Annotated in this window: 18 protein-coding genes; 12 read left to right on the top strand and 6 right to left on the bottom strand. The window is 64.2% G+C overall.

Annotated features, from left to right (window positions below):
• Window positions 1–28 precede the first annotated feature (28 nt).
• A complete protein-coding gene (locus AADX97_RS22300; protein ID WP_374236317.1) occupies window positions 29–313 on the top strand; it encodes a GNAT family N-acetyltransferase in 285 nt (94 codons plus the stop codon).
• Between the two features lie 226 nt (window positions 314–539).
• On the opposite strand, the gene AADX97_RS22295 is transcribed toward AADX97_RS22300, so the two are convergent.
• From AADX97_RS22295 to AADX97_RS22280, 4 genes are all read right to left on the bottom strand, one after another.
• Window positions 540–1,400, bottom strand: a complete 861-nt coding sequence (locus AADX97_RS22295) for a CHAP domain-containing protein (RefSeq protein ID WP_374236319.1) — start codon at window positions 1,398–1,400, stop codon at window positions 540–542.
• Between the two features lie 155 nt (window positions 1,401–1,555).
• Window positions 1,556–2,542, bottom strand: coding sequence for an HAD family hydrolase (locus AADX97_RS22290; RefSeq protein WP_374236320.1), 987 nt, complete (start codon window positions 2,540–2,542; stop codon window positions 1,556–1,558).
• Window positions 2,543–2,914: 372 nt separating this feature from the next.
• Entirely contained in the window at window positions 2,915–4,543 is a 1,629-nt protein-coding gene (locus tag AADX97_RS22285; protein WP_374236321.1) for an arylsulfatase, read from the bottom strand.
• Between the two features lie 46 nt (window positions 4,544–4,589).
• Window positions 4,590–4,883, bottom strand: coding sequence for a hypothetical protein (locus AADX97_RS22280; protein WP_374236322.1), 294 nt, complete (start codon window positions 4,881–4,883; stop codon window positions 4,590–4,592).
• A 289-nt stretch (window positions 4,884–5,172) separates the two neighbouring features.
• Between AADX97_RS22280 and AADX97_RS22275 the strand changes: the two genes are divergently transcribed.
• On the top strand, window positions 5,173–6,801 hold the full coding sequence (locus AADX97_RS22275) for a sigma 54-interacting transcriptional regulator (protein WP_374236323.1): 1,629 nt from the start codon (window positions 5,173–5,175) through the stop codon (window positions 6,799–6,801).
• Window positions 6,802–6,845: 44 nt separating this feature from the next.
• Entirely contained in the window at window positions 6,846–7,313 is a 468-nt protein-coding gene (locus AADX97_RS22270) for a hypothetical protein (RefSeq protein ID WP_374236324.1), read from the top strand.
• Window positions 7,314–7,496: 183 nt separating this feature from the next.
• Here AADX97_RS22270 and AADX97_RS22265 read toward each other — a convergent pair whose 3' ends face one another.
• Window positions 7,497–8,363, bottom strand: a complete 867-nt coding sequence (locus AADX97_RS22265; protein ID WP_374236325.1) for a YicC/YloC family endoribonuclease — start codon at window positions 8,361–8,363, stop codon at window positions 7,497–7,499.
• A 276-nt stretch (window positions 8,364–8,639) separates the two neighbouring features.
• On the opposite strand from AADX97_RS22265, the gene AADX97_RS22260 reads away from it, so the two are divergent.
• The 8 genes from AADX97_RS22260 to AADX97_RS22225 all read left to right on the top strand — a co-directional run bounded on the left by AADX97_RS22260 (window position 8,640) and on the right by AADX97_RS22225 (window position 14,450).
• Window positions 8,640–9,560 (top strand): serine/threonine protein kinase, encoded by a 921-nt coding sequence (locus AADX97_RS22260; RefSeq protein WP_374236326.1) that lies wholly within the window; start codon window positions 8,640–8,642, stop codon window positions 9,558–9,560.
• Between the two features lie 45 nt (window positions 9,561–9,605).
• Window positions 9,606–10,352, top strand: a complete 747-nt coding sequence (gene rph / locus AADX97_RS22255) for a ribonuclease PH (protein ID WP_374236327.1) — start codon at window positions 9,606–9,608, stop codon at window positions 10,350–10,352.
• Window positions 10,353–10,392: 40 nt separating this feature from the next.
• Window positions 10,393–11,016, top strand: coding sequence for an XTP/dITP diphosphatase (locus AADX97_RS22250; RefSeq protein ID WP_374236328.1), 624 nt, complete (start codon window positions 10,393–10,395; stop codon window positions 11,014–11,016).
• A gap of 11 nt (window positions 11,017–11,027) precedes the next feature.
• Complete coding sequence (locus AADX97_RS22245; protein ID WP_374236329.1) at window positions 11,028–11,750, top strand: YggS family pyridoxal phosphate-dependent enzyme; 723 nt, start codon at window positions 11,028–11,030, stop codon at window positions 11,748–11,750.
• Between the two features lie 363 nt (window positions 11,751–12,113).
• Complete coding sequence (proC, locus tag AADX97_RS22240) at window positions 12,114–12,944, top strand: pyrroline-5-carboxylate reductase (protein ID WP_374236330.1); 831 nt, start codon at window positions 12,114–12,116, stop codon at window positions 12,942–12,944.
• Window positions 12,941–13,516 carry a YggT family protein gene (locus AADX97_RS22235; protein ID WP_374236331.1) on the top strand — a complete coding sequence of 192 codons (576 nt, stop codon included), beginning with the start codon at window positions 12,941–12,943 and terminating at the stop codon, window positions 13,514–13,516. Before proC ends, AADX97_RS22235 begins: the two co-directional genes overlap by 4 nt.
• A 27-nt stretch (window positions 13,517–13,543) precedes the next feature.
• Window positions 13,544–13,840, top strand: coding sequence for a DUF167 domain-containing protein (locus AADX97_RS22230; protein WP_374236332.1), 297 nt, complete (start codon window positions 13,544–13,546; stop codon window positions 13,838–13,840).
• A gap of 163 nt (window positions 13,841–14,003) precedes the next feature.
• Window positions 14,004–14,450 carry a DUF4426 domain-containing protein gene (locus AADX97_RS22225; protein WP_374236333.1) on the top strand — a complete coding sequence of 149 codons (447 nt, stop codon included), beginning with the start codon at window positions 14,004–14,006 and terminating at the stop codon, window positions 14,448–14,450.
• Window positions 14,451–14,636: 186 nt separating this feature from the next.
• Here AADX97_RS22225 and AADX97_RS22220 read toward each other — a convergent pair whose 3' ends face one another.
• Window positions 14,637–15,323 carry a sulfite exporter TauE/SafE family protein gene (locus AADX97_RS22220; RefSeq protein ID WP_374236334.1) on the bottom strand — a complete coding sequence of 229 codons (687 nt, stop codon included), beginning with the start codon at window positions 15,321–15,323 and terminating at the stop codon, window positions 14,637–14,639.
• A gap of 169 nt (window positions 15,324–15,492) precedes the next feature.
• Here AADX97_RS22220 and pyrE point away from each other — a divergent pair, with 169 nt between their 5' ends.
• Window positions 15,493–16,134 carry an orotate phosphoribosyltransferase gene (pyrE, locus tag AADX97_RS22215; protein ID WP_374238586.1) on the top strand — a complete coding sequence of 214 codons (642 nt, stop codon included), beginning with the start codon at window positions 15,493–15,495 and terminating at the stop codon, window positions 16,132–16,134.
• The last annotated feature ends 121 nt before the right edge of the window (window positions 16,135–16,255 follow it).

The raw sequence follows: 16,255 nt of genomic DNA, 5'->3' as shown, positions 1-16,255 counted from the left end.
GCTCGCGACCGGCCGGTTGCGGCGCAATATGCCGGACCCCATCCCGGTCGTGGTGCTTGCCCGTTTGGCCGTAGACCGCTCGCATCAGGGGTTGGGCCTGGGCCGGGCATTGATGCAGGACGCCGGGCGGCGCGTGCTCAGCGCTGCAGACGCCATCGGCATTCGCGGCCTGCTCGTGCATGCCCTCGACGAATCCGCCAAGGCGTTCTGCCACCGCCTTGGATTTGACCCCTCACCGCTGCATCCAATGACCCTCATGATCACACTCGGGGATCTGCGGGCCAGCCTCATGGACCCAACCCCGCCGGCGTAAAACCAGCATCTGCAAGGCTATCGTTACCGTGCGAGTTCTTGGTGCTTCGCGACTCTCAGGAGAGCGCCTAAGGCGAATACCGGAAACCCTCATACCAACGGCGTAGGTTGTGCCGAGCCGCGCGAGGCACAACCAACCGTCGGCGCAAGTTGTGCTTCCTATCGTCAGCACAACCTACGGGTATGGAAGTTTGCGGAAATCACCTAAGCGCGCTGCGTCGCAACGATCAGTACACCGGATACATCCAGCCGGCAATGCGACCGCCATCGGCACTGGAGCGGCTGCTCGGCTCGACATCCAGCAGCGTGAAGCGGCCGTTGATCTCGAACATCTGGATGCGCCGCGCGAAGGCCTGCGGATTCTGCCAAGGCCGGTTGTCGTAGTTCTCCTCGGCCAGCGCGACCAGGCCCTGCTCGCGATCCACCTCGACGACCACGGCGACGTGCCCGGCACGCCATTCCGTATCCTCCCGATCGGCAAGATAGACCACCAGATCGCCACGCTCGGGCGGGCGGCGCGCCGTTCCGTTGAGCGAACGCCCCAGCGGCACGATCGCGCCGGTGCGCGGATCGGTTGCCTCGGTCAGATAAAGGATGTCGTGGGCCGTGTCGACGTCGCCAAAGGTCAGGGAGCGGTTCTTCATCCACCAGAGCCGCGCGTATCCGACACATTGGTAGGTGATGCCGACATACTGCTTCGAGCCGTCGGGCGGCGCGTCCCGCGACACCGCGATCTCGCCGCTCTCCAGGTCAAGGAAGCTGCGCTCGGGCTGCACGCAGGTCGAGACACAGTTCGAGCGGGCCTCGGCGCCGTCGGCGACCCCGAGCACCTGGCCGAAGGGGGTCTCGCACGGACCCTGACACGCACGGCGGCTCTCGGCGATCAGGCGAGGCCATTCGAGGGGTCCGAAGGCCGGCGGCGGTGGCGGCAAGCCGGCGCCGTCGGTGCGCGGAAGCTCGGGCAGGGTCGGCGGGGCATCGGCCGACAGAGGTCCGATCGCGAGTGCGAGCAGCACGAGCGCGGCGATCGGCCCGACGCGCGCGAAGGCGCCGGGGCATCGGAATGCGGGGTGTCCGTCGGGAGTCATCGCGTCATCGCCGTAAGCTGAAGCCGGCCGTTCCAATCGTCGTCGTCCCACATGATGGCGGCCGTGAGGAGGCCTCCGCCCAAGGCACCCACTCCGAAGCCAATCAGGCTGTCGCTGCTGATACCGCTCGATAGAGGACGCCGCCATCCTGCGCATCAGGGCGCCCATGAGAATACCCGGGACCAGGCATCCTTCATGGACACCACAACCCAGCCGTTCTCGGGGGCAAGATCCAGTGCGTTATCGAGCTTGCCGATGTGACTCTCCCTGTCGTAGGCGTACTCGCGTTCAGCGTCGTCGTGATGCAGGATCAACCCGAGTCTCGGGCCGGGCCCCGCGGTGGTCCACTGCAGCATCTGCAGATCGCCGTCCGAGTTGCCGAAGGCCAGAATCGGGCGGCGACCGATGTGGCGCTGGATGCCGACCGGCTTGCCGGCTTTGTCGTCGATGAACGCGATCTCGGACTCGCGCACGATGACCGGCTTGCCGTCTTGAAGCTCGAAACGCAGCGCGATCTGAGAGCCGATCACCTGCTCCGGCGGGATTCCGTAGACCGACTCGGCCCAAGGGCGCACGAAGTCCGCCCCGCCTCCGGAGACGATGAAGGTCTTGAACCCGTTGGCACGCAGGTAGGCGAGAAGCTCGATCATGGGCTCGTAGACCAGCTCGGTATAGGGCCTTTCGAAGCGCGGGTGCTGCGCGGCACCGAGCCAGTCGCTCACGATCATCTCGAACCGATCGCTGCTCATGCCTGAATGCGTCGCCATCAACAGCTGCATGAGCCCCTCCATGCCGGCGTCGCCGAGGACCTTCATGTTCCCTTCCAACGCCGCCCTGAACAGCTGCTCGTCCTTCCATTCGGGATGCCCTGGCGCGAGCTCCTCGATCCGGTCCAGGACAAACGCGAGCTGGGTATAGATGGGCTGCTCCACCCAAAGGGTGCCGTCGTTGTCGAAGACGGCGATGCGCTGAGCAGGGGGAACGAAATTCGGCCCGTCGGCGCTGATGACATCGGTCACGAACGCGGTGATGGATTCCTTGGCCGGCCCATCCTTCCATGACGGCAGGGGATCGGACTCCGACGAAACCGTCGCGACCCAACAGAACATTAGGATCGCAAGGATGGCCGTCTTATATCGCATGTCATGGGTTCCAAATGATTGGTTGAACAGCACGCGATCAGGCGCGTATGAATACGTATGAACCGAGACGGTGTGTCGTCCGCGCCTCAAAACCTCCAGGTTGCGCCCAGCAGGGGCCCACTGAAAGCAATGTTGTCCAACGCGGAATCGGAGCTGAATTCCCATCCGATATGGCGATACAGCAGCCGTAGGTTGTGCCGAGCCGTGCGAGGCACAACCAAACGTCGGCGCAAGTTGTGCTTCCTATCGTCAGCACAACCTACGGGTATGGAATCTTGCGGAAATCACCTTAGTACAAGGCAGGATATGGACGAGGCGCCTCGGCGCCCCGCCCAGTCTTCACTCGATAGCACATCGGCGACCAAGGGCGCTTTAGTTGCCGGGCCGACTCAGTGCCTCGAGCTTCTTCAGCGATTCCAAAGCCCCTGCCTTCTCCAGGGTCTGGTAGCCGATATTGCCTGCGGAGAGACTGGAACCCGCCTGGAACGGGTAATCCGGGATGGTCATGAAGAAGTTTTTGATGACCTCCTGCATCGGAACCATGACCCACATGTTGTCGACGTACCAGCGCATGTACATCAAGGAGTGATGCGGCATCATCTCGTAGGGATCTTCATGAAGGTTCACGATCAAGGGCCAATTGGTCGCTTGACGGACCCCGAGCGCGATATTGCCGTCGACACCCGCAAAGTTGACCTTCCACGGACCGTAGCGGACGGCATTCAGCTCGCCGCCTTGCCCGAAGTAAAGAAATGACTTACGTGGACTTTCCTCGGTCTCGCCCTTGAAGAACGGCAGGAAGTTGTGGCCGTCGAGGTGCACACGCCACTCCTTTCCGTTTGCCGAATACCCCTGCTTCATCTTCTCCACCAGGTCCGGCTCGCCGACCGCTGCCATCAAGGTGGGGATCCAGTCCTCGTGGGACATCAGCTCGTTGTACTTGGTACCGGGCTTGACCGTGCCTGGCCAGCGGACCATGGCGGGGACCCGCATACCGCCTTCCCACGTGGTGCCCTTCTCCCCGTAAAACGGCGTGATGCCGCCGTCGGGCCAGGTCACGGTCTCGGCGCCGTTGTCGGTGGAGTAAATCACGATCGTGTTGTCCAGTACGCCCAGGTCTTCGAGCTTCTTCAGGATCTGACCCACATGGTCGTCGTGCTCGACCATACCGTCGGGATAGATGCCCACGCCCGTCCTGCCCTCGGATTCGGGCTTCAGGCGTGTCCAGACGTGCATGCGGGTGGTGGTGATCCAGGTAAAGAACGGCTTGTCGTCCGCGTGGGCCCGATCGATGAAATCCAGCGCCTTGCCGACGATGACATCGTCGGCGGTTTCCATGCGCTTGCGGGTCAGCGGGCCGGTGTCTTCAATCCGGCCATCGGCAAACGAGTGGATGACACCGCGCGGCCCGAACCGCTTATGGAACTCGGGATCCTTGGGGTAATGGTAAGTCTCGGGCTCCTCTTCCGCATTGAGGTGGTAGAGGTTGCCGTAGAACTCGTCGAAGCCGTGAACGGTCGGCAGGTGTTTATCGCGGTCGCCAAGGTGATTCTTTCCGAACTGACCGGTCGCGTACCCTTTGTCCTTCAGGAGGTCCCCGAGGGTCGGCGCCCAGTCCGGGATGCCATGCTCGGAGCCGGGCATGCCGATGGTGAGGAGCCCCGTGCGGAAGGGCTGCTGCCCGAGGATGAAGGCGGCACGCCCGGCGGTACAGCTCTGCTGGGCGTAGTAATGCGTAAACATCCCGCCTTCGCTGGCAATACGGTCGATGTTTGGCGTTTCGTAGCCCATGACGCCGTGGTTGTAGGCGCTGATATTGTGCACACCGATGTCGTCGCCCCAGATGACGACAACGTTGGGCTTCGCCGCATCCGCCGCGGAGGCCGGCGTGACCAGGGTCAGGCTGCCGCCGAGGGTGAGAAGGATCAGTCCCAGGGATGCGCCAAAGCGACCGAGGGGACGACCGCCGCGACGGTCTTGTTCTTTGAATATCAGCTGCATCGCTCTTCAAGTCTCCTCAAAACCAGTCGTTGTTTTCTCTGATCTCTTACAAGATCCTGTTTTGATGTTCATCATGACCCGCCGGATCCGCCGGTTCACCGAGCAACAGCGCAAGGTAGGGTGAGCAATTTACGAGGCGTGCGCCTCGCGCCGCAGCCCGTCTCAAGGCGCCCAGGGCCGACGCGTCCGCCTGCCGCAGATCACCGAGATCCAAGATCAGCCCCGCCGACGGCTCGCCGCAAACGCGCTCCAGCTCCGTGATACCGTCGGCCTGCAGCCAGCCGTCGACCTTAACGAGGCTTCCTCCGGGGGTATCCAGACGTGAAATCCGAAAGGTCACGGAGTGGTCTGAAACAGAATCCGGGCCAATCCTGAGACGATTACTCGACATTCCATCAAGATACTGCAGGACTTCGTGATTTCCGGATTCGGACGACCGAGCATTCGGAGACAGAGAGGCTTTTCGTTGCCGAGAGTGACGACATGCAGCGGCATCTCTCACGATATCTCGTAACTCTCGAAATACCGTGATTCGGGGAAATGCGGGTACACTCGCGGCACTTCCGAAGCATTCTTGTTCAGTGATGCCCATGCCTTCCGCCGCAAATCGCAATCGAGATGCCGATACCGTGGCAGAGGGCCTCGTCAACGCGACCGGCTTCGAGGATCTCCTTGCCGATCTGACGGCGTCCTTCGTCAACGTGGAGCCGGAGGTACTCGACGACCTGATCGTGGATGCCCTGCGACGTATCGTCCAATTCCTCGGCGTCGACCGCAGCACGCTGGGCCGTTACGAGCAAAACTCCGGACAGCTCACAACGACCCACTCCTGGGCTGTGCCGGGCATCGAGCCGGTGCCATCGCCTGTTGCCGAGTCCTGCTTTCCCTATTTGGCCCCGCGGATGCGCTCTGGCAGCGCAGTCGTCGTCAACCGGATCACCGATCTTCCGCCCGAGGCGGCGGCAGACGCGGAGGCCCTGCGCAAGCTCGGGCTTCGCTCCATGGCCACCTTTCCGCTGTCCGCGACCGGCGGCTCGCTTGGCTGGCTGTCGTTCGGGGCCATCCGCCAGGAGCACATCTGGACGGAGCCGGAAGTCCGCCGCCTGCGCCTCCTGGCCGGGGTCTTTTCGAATGCCATGCTTCGGCGGCGTAAGGAGTTGGAGCTCAAATCGGCCCTCGCGGAGAACCTTGCCCTGCGCGAGCGGGTGGAAGCGGAGAACGCGGTGTGGCGAGAAGAGGTGCTGCATTGCCGCGAATTCGACGAGCTGGTCGGGAAAAGCCCGGCCCTGAAGCGGGTACTGCTTCAGGTGGAGCAAGTCGCCCCCACCGCCAGCACAGTCCTGGTTCTGGGCGAGACCGGCACAGGCAAGGACTTGATCGCGACCGCCATCCACAGACGCAGCCGCAGGGCCGAGCGACCCCTCATCCGGGTCAACTGCGCGGCCTTGCCGGCCACACTGATCGAGAGCGAGCTGTTCGGCCACGAGAAGGGCGCGTTCACCGGGGCCATCGCCCGCAAGGTCGGCCGTTTCGAAGTCGCCGACGGCGGCACCTTGGTACTGGACGAGATCGGCGAGCTGCCGCTGGAGCTGCAGGCGAAACTCCTGCGGGTCTTGCAGAGCGGCGAGTTCGAGCGGCTGGGCTCGACGACGACCCGGCGCAGCGACGCGCGGGTGATTGCCTCGACCAATCGTGATCTCGCGTCGATGGCGCGAGAGGAAACCTTTCGTGCCGACCTCTACTATCGTCTCGGGGTCTTCCCCATTACGCTGCCGCCGCTGCGCGAGCGCCGCGAGGACATCGCCCTGCTTGCGGCCTATTTCGTCGAGAAGCTACGGGCCAAGCTGGGCCGCCAGGTGACCCGCATCCCGGACCATGCCATCGCCGATCTGATGGCGTACGATTGGCCGGGCAACGTGCGGGAGCTGGAGAACATCGTCGAGCGCTCCCTCATCCTCTCGTCGGGCTCGACCCTGTCGGTCGAACGCCTCCCCGGCGCCGACGGGACGAGGCCCATGCAGTGCGCGGCGCCGGGTCCCGAGACTGCGGCCGACGACCGCACCCTGGAGCAGGTGGAGCGCGCACACATCCTGGCGGTGTGCGAGCGCTGCGGCTGGCGCATCAATGGCAAGGGCAATGCTGCGGAGCGCCTGGGAATCAATCCCAACACGCTGCGCTCGAGGATGCAGAAGCTGGGGATCCTGCGGCCGGCCGCGTCACACGAAGGAACAGGTCGGTCTAGGCGCCGCGTCCCGTGACCGGCGCGGACCCGATCTTGGACCTCGCGATCCCGGCGGGGCGCATGATCGTTCAACTGAGCCTGATGATGCTCCTTCCCTTGACGCTCGGCATGGCCTTGCGCGCGTGGCGGCCGGCCGGTGTCGCCGCAGTAGGTCACCCCTTGCGGCTCTTGAGTCTCGTCGGCCTTGCCTGCCTGGTGAGCCTCATGCTGATCGACCAGCACGAGGGTCTACCGGCGGCTGTCCGCGCGGCGCTTCCGACTGCCCTGCCCTTCTGTATCATCACGATGACGGCAGGCTTCATCGTGGGTTCGCTCGCGCGCCTTCCGAGCGAGGACCGCTTCACGCTGCTGATCGAGTTCAGCACCCGCAATCTCGGATTGGTCGCCATCATGGGTGCCCTGATCATGGGCCAGGTCAAGCTGGTGCTGTTCGCGACCCTGGTCTTTCTGATCGAGCTGCCCCTCGTCTTGGTCCTGATCGCGATGCGCTCGCGTCTGGCGGGAGATCGAAACAAGACCCCCGCCTAAAGGTCTTGTCTTTTGCGCCCCCTGAGAAGCACGCGGGCCTTGGTCGTCACTCCGGCCATCGCGGCATGGGGCGCAGAGCGCTACGGGGCATGCGTGACACCGCAGAGCGATCTGCTGTCGGTCGCGGCAAGGGTTGCGGTGATTGTCGTCGGGAGCTTCGAGACAACTCGCGGAAACGCCCCGTCACTCCAAATTTTGAACCTGCTCACGCATCTGCTCGATCAGGACCTTCATCTCGACCGCCTCGCGGGTGACATCCACATCGGCCGACTTGGAGCCCAGGGTGTTGGCCTCGCGGTTGAGCTCCTGCATGAGAAAATCCAGGCGTCGCCCGACCGGCTCGCAGCGTTTGAGCACGTCGCGGACCTCGGCGACGTGAGCCTGAAGACGGTCCATCTCCTCGTCCACATCCAGCCGGGCCGCGACTAGGGCCATCTCCTGCTCCAAGCGCGCCGGGTCCAGCTCGGCGCGCAGCTCGGCGAGTCGATCGGCGAGTCGTCGGCGCACGCTCGTCATCACCTCGGGCATCCGGGCGCGCACACGCGAAACGCTCTCCTGTAGGCGATCGCAGCGATCGACCAGGAGACATTCAAGACGCTCGCCCTCGCGCTCGCGGGTCGCGAGCAAGGTGTCGATGGCGGTTTCCAAAAGATCCAGTGCGGCGGCCGTCACCTGATCCAGATCGCGGTCCTGCTCTTGGAGTACGCCTGGCCACCGCAGCAGCTCGAAGGGCGAGGGCTCGACCCCGCGACCGATGATGGAGCCGACCTCCTGTCCCGCAGCCAGGAGCTGCTCGACGAAGGCACGGTTGACCCGCAGACTTCCGGTAAGTCCGACGGCCGGGACGTAGCGCAAGTTGCAGTCGAGCTTGCCGCGTTGGACACGGGCGGCCAGGCGGGTGCGCACGCTGGTTTCAAGCGCGCGCAGCTCCTCGGGCAACCGCAGATGCGGTTCGAGATAGCGGTGGTTGACGGCCCGCAGCTCCCACGTCAGCTCGCCGAAATCACCGGACCGCGACTCGCGCGCGAAGGCCGTCATACTTTTGATCATTGGGTCGTCTCATCGGTTGTCGTGGAAGGGGCGTTGGACTCGCCGCCCGGCAGCAGGGCTGCATGCGAGGTAATGGCAGATGGCGCCGGATGGTCTGCCGACCATTATCCCGGTCGATGTGACCGAGGCAAAGGCGAAAACGTGCTCGAGGGCACGCGCAGCGATCCATTGCCTTGTCCCGCTCCCGGGCGCAGGATTCGTTTCGAAGAACCGACGCTTCCGCGGCCCGCCGGATGCGTATCTCCAACCCAAGAACGGAGACCGACAGGCACCATCATGGCCGTCGCCCGAGACAGCCTTCCCGCCGGCACCTTGCTGGGTCCTTATCGAGTCGTTAAGACCATCGCGCAGGGCGGGTTCAGTCTCATCTACCTCGCCTTTGACGAAGACTCGGGCGAAGAGGTTGTCATCAAGGAATACATGCCCAAGAAGATCGCGCGGCGCGAGAATGCCCGGCGCGTGACCGCGAGCGAGCCGCAGCTCGCAGAAAATCTTCATCAGGGGCGCAAGCTGTTTTTTCAGGAAGTCAAGGCGCTCGCCACCTTAAAGCACCCATCGATCGTTCGAGTCTTGGATTTCTTCCTCGCCAACGATACCGGCTACCTGGTTATGCCCAACGAGCGGGGCCGCAATCTCGGGGCCTATGTCCAGGCGCGGCGCGGCGGCCTCAGTACGACCTTCATCCTCGATGTCTTTGTTCCGGTACTTGATGCCTTGTCGCTGATGCATCGCCGCTCCATGGTCCATCTGGATGTGAAGCCGGGCAACATTCATCTCAGACACGGCAATCGACCCATGCTGCTCGACCTCGGCGCCGTTCACCCCTTGGCGAAGGGACGTGCGCGCGGCGGACAGGTCATCACCGCCGGTTATTCCCCAATCGAGCAATACATGCGCGACGGTCACATCGGGACCTGGACCGATGTCTATGCGGTCGGGGCCAGCATCCGCGCCTGCATGGAAGGACGCACGCCGCCCCCCGCACCCGAGCGCAAGAAGGAGGACACCCTGATTCCGGCCACCGTGGAGCTGAAAAACCGGTATCCTTTCCCCCTGCTCAGGCTGGTCGATTGGTCGATGTCGATGGAGGTCGGCGACCGTCCACAGGATGCCGGAGAGCTCCTCGCGGCGGTGCTCGACGAGGTGCCACGGAGCCCGGACAGGGTTTCGGGTGCACCGCCGAGCGAATCCGAATAGTCCCGCCACGCCACACCCTTGCCGGTTTCGAGGTCGAGCATCGCCATGACAGACACCCCTGCAAACGCCCTTGTCCGACCGTCCGGACGCCGCCCCGACGAGCTGCGCCCGATTCGATTGACACGCGGCTTCACCCGCCACGCGGAAGGCTCCGTCCTGGTCGAATTCGGCGAGACGCGCGTCCTCTGCACCGCGAGCGTCGAGTCGCAAGTTCCGCCCTTTCTCAAGGGCCAAGGCAAAGGCTGGGTCACCGCCGAGTACGGGATGCTCCCGCGCGCGACCGATACACGCAGTCCGCGCGAGGCCGCTCGCGGCAAACAGGGCGGGCGCACGCTCGAGATCCAGCGCCTGATCGGTCGGTCGCTGCGCGCGGCAATGGATCTAAAGGCACTCGGGGAGCGCTCCATCACACTCGACTGCGATGTCCTGCAGGCCGACGGGGGCACCCGTACAGCCTCGATCACGGGTGCTTGGGTCGCCTTGCGAGACGCGATCGACGGGCTGCTGGCACGCGGAGAGATCACGACCGATCCGCTGCGCGCGCAGATCGCCGCCGTCTCGGTCGGCATCGTCCAAGGCGTTGCGGTGCTCGATCTGGACTATGCCGAGGATGCGGGCGCAGAGACCGACATGAATCTGGTGATGGACGGCGATGGCCGCTTCGTCGAGGTGCAGGGGACCGCCGAGGGACTGCCTTTCAGCCGCGCCGAGCTCGACGCACTCATCGCGATCGGCGCCGCCGGAATCCGCGAGATCCAGACCGCTCAGCGCGCTGCGCTGAAAAACGCATGACGGGGATGCTCGCATCCGATCCGTCGACAAGGAGAATGGCATGAGTATCCCGCACGCCGGAGAGGCCCTCGTCCTGGCCAGCAACAACCCGGGAAAGGTTCGAGAGATCAATCAGCTTCTGTTGAGCGCCCGCATCAAGGCGGTGCCTCAAAGCGATTTTGCCGTGCCGGACATCGAAGAGACGGGGTTGACCTTCGTGGAGAATGCCATCCTCAAGGCGCGGCACGCGGCACGCTACAGCGATCTTCCCGCCCTTGCCGACGATTCCGGCCTGGAAGTCGATGCACTCGACGGCGCGCCCGGCATCTACTCCGCGCGCTATGCGGGGCCCGGCGCATCCGATACCGCGAATCTGCAAAAGTTGCTGGCCGACCTGGAAGGGGTAGAAGAATCCAAACGCACCGCCCGATTCCAGTGCGTTCTGGTCTATCTACGCCATCCCGCCGACCCCACGCCGCTCATCTGCAAAGGCACCTGGGAGGGCTCGATCCTCGCCGCCCCGCGCGGCAAGCACGGCTTCGGGTACGACCCGATCTTCTGGGTGCCGACGCAGGGGTGCAGCTCAGCGGAGCTGGATCCGGAGACCAAGAACCGGCTGAGCCACCGGGGTCAGGCCCTGCGAGCGCTGCAGGCCATCTTGGAGTCGGCGGGCGCCGACGTCTGACGGGTTGGACGATGGAAACGCTTGAGACGATCGGCGACGAGGGCGTCCAGACACGTCTGGACGAAGTGCACTCCCGCATCCGCGCGGCAGCCGAGCGGGCGCAGCGCCCGTCCGACAGCGTCGCGTTGCTCGCCGTCAGCAAGACCCACGGCGCCGAGGCCGTGCGTGCAGTCTACGCCGCCGGTCACCGGGCATTTGGCGAGAGCTATGTGCAGGAGGCAATCGAGAAGCTCGCCCTGCTCGCCGACCTGACCGACATCGAGTGGCATTTCATCGGCCGGATCCAGGCCAACAAGACCCGCCAGATCGCGACCCACTTCGCTTGGGTCCATGGTCTGTCCGATCCGGCCCACGCCCGTCGCTTGAGCGAGCAACGTCCGAGCGATCTGCCCCCGCTCAAGGTCTGTATCCAGGTCAACGTCAGCGGCGAGACCACCAAGGGCGGCGTCGAGCCGAGCGAAGTCGCGGCCCTGATTGCCGGGTGCGAGGCCCTGCCCGGCTTGGATGTGCGCGGACTCATGACGCTCCCCGCACCGGTCGAGGACGATGACGCTCAACGCGCGCCCTTTCGCGCCCTGCGTCTGCTGCGCGATCGGCTGGCCACCCCGACCCGTCCGCTCGCCTGTCTGTCGATGGGCATGTCGGACGACCTGGAGGCCGCGATCCTCGAAGGCGCGACACTGGTTCGGGTGGGAACGGCAGTCTTCGGGCCACGACCCTATAATGCGGGATGATCGTTCCTCTTAGGTGATTTCCGCAAACTTCCATACCCGTAGGTTGTGCTGACGATAGGAGGCACAACTTGCGCCGACGGTTGGTTGTGCCTCGCGCGGCTCGGCACAACCTACGCCGTTGATATGAGGGTTTCCGGTATTCGCCTTAACCCGCGTCCAGAGTGAAATGCGTCATTTTCATGTTGTGTCGGGCGCAAGGATTTATCCGACATTTGTGGGGGCGCGGTTTAAAAAGGCTTATTTTTAATACCTTAAACTGCGCCAGCTCCGACAGTTATCGGAGCTGGCGCGGCCAAGCCAATCCAACAAACGACGCATACCGCACCGGGCGCGGTTTAATCTCCGATCTCTTTAGGGCTCGACATGACGACAACCAGGATTGCCTTTATCGGTGGCGGCAACATGGCCACCAGTCTGATCGCCGGTCTCGTTGCCGACGGCTACGCGCCGGACTCGCTCCAAGTCGCCGATCCCGGGCCGGATCGTCGCGAGATGCTCCAGGCACGCTACGGGGTCCGGGTCTTCGCCGACAATCGGGACGCGCTTGCCGACGCGGACACACTCGTGCTCTGTGTCAAACCGCAGCTCGCCGCACAGGTCTGCACCGAGATCGCCGATGCCGCGTCGGCGCGTGCCCCGCTCGTGATCTCCATCATGGCCGGGGTACCGGAGCAGGCGATTCAGCGCTGGCTCGGGGGCACCATGGCGGTCGTGCGCGCCATGCCCAACACACCGGCGATGGTGCAGACGGGTGCGATCGGGTTGCATGCCAGTGCGGAGGTCGGCGAGGAGGGTCGCAATCGTGCCGAGACCATCCTGCGTGCGGTCGGCCTGACCCGCTGGGTCGAGACCGAGGCCCAAATCGATGCGGTGACTGCCCTGTCGGGGAGCGGCCCGGCCTATTTCTTCCTCTTTATGGAGGCGCTGGAGGAAGCCGGCATCTCGCTGGGTCTGGACGCCGAGACCGCCCGTCTCCTGACCATCCAAACCGCATTGGGTGCGGCCAAAATGGCCGTGGAGAGCGAAGACACACCGGGGCAGCTGCGCGAGCGTGTCACCTCGCCCGGCGGTACAACAGAGCGTGCGCTCGAGCACCTGCTCAAAGCCGATCTGCACGCCCTGATGAAGCGCGCCGCGCACGCCGCGCATGATCGTGCGGTCGATCTCTCACGGGGCCTTTCGGAGCAAGCATGAGCGGTTCCTATCTGACCAACCCGGCCGTTTTTCTGATCCAGACCCTCTTCGGGCTCTATATCACCCTGGTCGCGATTCGCTTCCTGCTGCAATGGGCGCGGGTCGACTTCTACAACCCGATCTCGCAGTTCGTGGTCAAGCTGACCTCGCCCGTGCTGCGCCCGCTGCGTCAGGTCATCCCGGGCTATGCCGGCATGGATCTGGCCGCCTTGGTGCTGGCATGGCTGCTGAAATCCGTCGAGCTGGGGCTGCTGGTCCTGGTGCTGGGGCTGAACGTCTCGCTCTTCGGTGCGCTGGGGTGGGCGGTGCCTGCGGTCATCCAGCTCTTCTTCAACATCTTTCTGTTCGGGATCCTGATTCGCGTCATCCTGAGCTGGGTCAATCCGGACCCCTACAACCCCGCTGTGGCACTCCTGACGCGCCTGACGGACCCGATCATGCGCCCGGCACAGCGGCTGATTCAGCCCATCGGCGGGATCGATCTCTCACCGATGGCGGTGATCATCGGGTTGGTCCTACTCGAGATGCTGCTGATCCCGCCGCTGAAGTGGCTGGTCGGCAGCCCCTTCTGAGCCTGCACGAACCGCCCGTCAGGCGGAATGACCTGGTCCCGTTGGGATGGCGAGGACTTGGAGCTGGCGCTGCGAGTGAAACCGCGCGCACCCAAGGACGCCTTTATCGGACCGGATGGGGATCATTATCGGGTCGCCATCAAGGCACCCCCGGTCGAGGGCAAGGGCAATGCGGCACTGCGGAGGTTTATCGCGGAGGCCTTCGGTGTCGCGCCGTCCAAGGTGTCCCTCATCGGCGGCGAGCAGTCGCGATACAAGCGGCTGCGGATTCAGGCGCCGCGGACATTCCCGATTCCGGTGGCCGATAAACCGCGCTCGCAGTGATCTGTGCTGTCGCGCAGCGCGGCGCGAGCGCGGTTTAGCGTTTTTTGACTTCTGAACCGCGTCTTCTGTGACGGTCGTTGATTCATGTGCGTCCGAGCCCACGTGCTGATAACGCATGTCGCAACGGACGCGGTTCATCTCATCCGCCAAACGAGGTTTCACCATGATCATTCAACGGACACTCGGGATCCTGATTACCGCCGGACTGCTCGCCGCACAAAGCGTTTGGGCTCAGGGTCCGGTCACGGCCGGCGACTACAGCATCTTCGCCAACGCCATGACGGCCGAGACGCTCAACCCCGAGATCGCGGATCTCTACCGGATCCAGCGCAGCAAGCTCAAAGGTGTGCTGACCGTCTCGGTGGTCAAGCCGCACCCGGATGGGACGCGTGAAAACGTTCCCGCGCGCGTCGAGGCCACCGCAAGCACCGGCAATATGCCTGCAAGCGTGATCCCCATGCGCGAGATCAGCGTCGGCGCAGGCGTCTCCTATGTCGGCCAGTTTCCAATCGCGAATCTCCAGATCGTCGATTTCGAGATCCAGGTGACCCCGCCGGGCGGCGCCGAGCCCGTGGCGATCGAGCTCCAGCAGCAGTTCTTCACCGATTAAACCGCGTCTCGTTGCGACAGGAGGGGTTCGAGTTGAAGCGAACGGATGCGGCCGCCAACAGACCTTTGAGCGGACGCGGTTTAAGAGATTATTTTTTAAAACACTTAAATCGCGCCCGCTCCGGCCTCTCCAGGGCGCACGACACCGACCCATCCGATAACGGGGCATAGACCGACAGGGCGCGATTTAATAGAGCTGCCAGAGGGCGTAGAGGCCGAAGCCGATAACCAGAAGCCCGGCGACTTGCTTGACCCATTCGCGCTCGGAGATGCGCGCGGCGGCGCCGGCCAAGAGGCCGATGCCGAGGAGGTTCGGGAGCGTGCCGGCGCCGAAGGCCAGCATAACGAGCGCCCCGTTCAGGACGCTGCCGGTGGCGACCGCGGTAATGAGGACGCTGTAGACGAGACCGCAGGGGATCCAGGCCCAGAGATAACCGAGGGCCGCAGCCTGCATCGGGGTGCGGACCGGGAGGACGCGTCGACCCAGCGGCTCGAGACGCCGCCAAAGCACGGCGCCGGCCCGCTCGACCACGGCGATCAAACGCCACCAGCCGCCGAGATAGAACCCGAGCAGGATCATCACGACCCCGGCGAGGCCGTAAAGGACGCGCTGCATGACCTGAAAGGAATCGAGCTGGAGCAGCAGGGCGCCGAGTCCGCCGAACAAGGCGCCGGCAGTGGCATATCCGGCGATGCGCGCCAGGTTGTAGGTCGCCTGATAGGGCAGCATCAGCCAGGGGTCGCGACGGATCCGCGGGTCCAATCCCAGGGTCAAGGAGCCGACCAGGCCGCCGCACATGGACAGACAATGGACGCCGCCCAGCAGGCCGACCAGAAAAGCGGTGAGGTAGATCCCCAGCGGTGTCTCGATCATGCTCGATGTCTCATTTAGGGAGAGCTGTTAGCTGTTAGCTGATAGCTGATAGCTGATAGCTGATAGCTGATAGCTGACGGCAACGACGGTTGGTTGTGCCTCGCACGGCTCGGCACAACCTACGGCCCTGCTGGTTTTTAGCCTCGCCGTTTCGATAGGGAACCCCCGCATGAAAGATTACCAACGCGAATTTTTGGCCTTCGCCGCCGCGATCGGCGCATTGCGCTTCGGCGACTTCACGCTCAAGTCCGGACGCCAAAGCCCGTACTTCTTCAATGCCGGGCTCTTCAACACGGGCGAGCGGCTGTCCCGGCTTGGGAGCGCTTACGCGCGCTGCATCCTGGATGCCGCCCCGGCCTTCGATGTGCTCTTCGGGCCAGCCTACAAGGGTATCCCGCTGGCGGCGGCGACCAGCATCGCGCTCGCCGCGCAATCCGGCCGAGACACCGCTTACGCCTTCAATCGTAAGGAGGTCAAAGATCACGGCGAGGGCGGACTCATCGTCGGCAGCCCCTTGGCCGGGCGTATCCTCATCATCGACGACGTCATCACCGCGGGCACCTCGGTACGCGAATCGGTGCAGATCATCCGCGATGCCGGGGCCGAGCCGGCGGGCGTCGTGATCGCACTCGATCGGCAGGAGCAGGGCCTGGACGGGCGTTCGGCCGTCGCCGAGGTGACCGCAAGCTTCGGCATCCCGGTCTACAGCATCGTCAGCCTGACCGACCTCGTCACCTATCTCGACGAGCAGCCCGAGCTCGACGCCTTCGCCGACGCCGTCCGAGCCTACAGGGAGCGCTACGGCGTTTGATCCATGCCGTCAACCAACATGAATGCGTATGTGTATCCCGACACCCTCCCGTCGGCACCCCCATGCCGACGGCCCCGACCATCGACCCGCCAGGCGCATCAACCCCACCCTGAACCCCGAC

Origin of the sequence: Thiocapsa sp. C2-2m (assembly GCF_041903745.1) — a bacterium.
Lineage (GTDB): Bacteria > Pseudomonadota > Gammaproteobacteria > Chromatiales > Chromatiaceae > Thiocapsa > Thiocapsa roseilacustris.
Note: the sequence above shows the minus strand (reverse complement) of the source record. Positions and strands in the feature narration are given on the sequence as shown.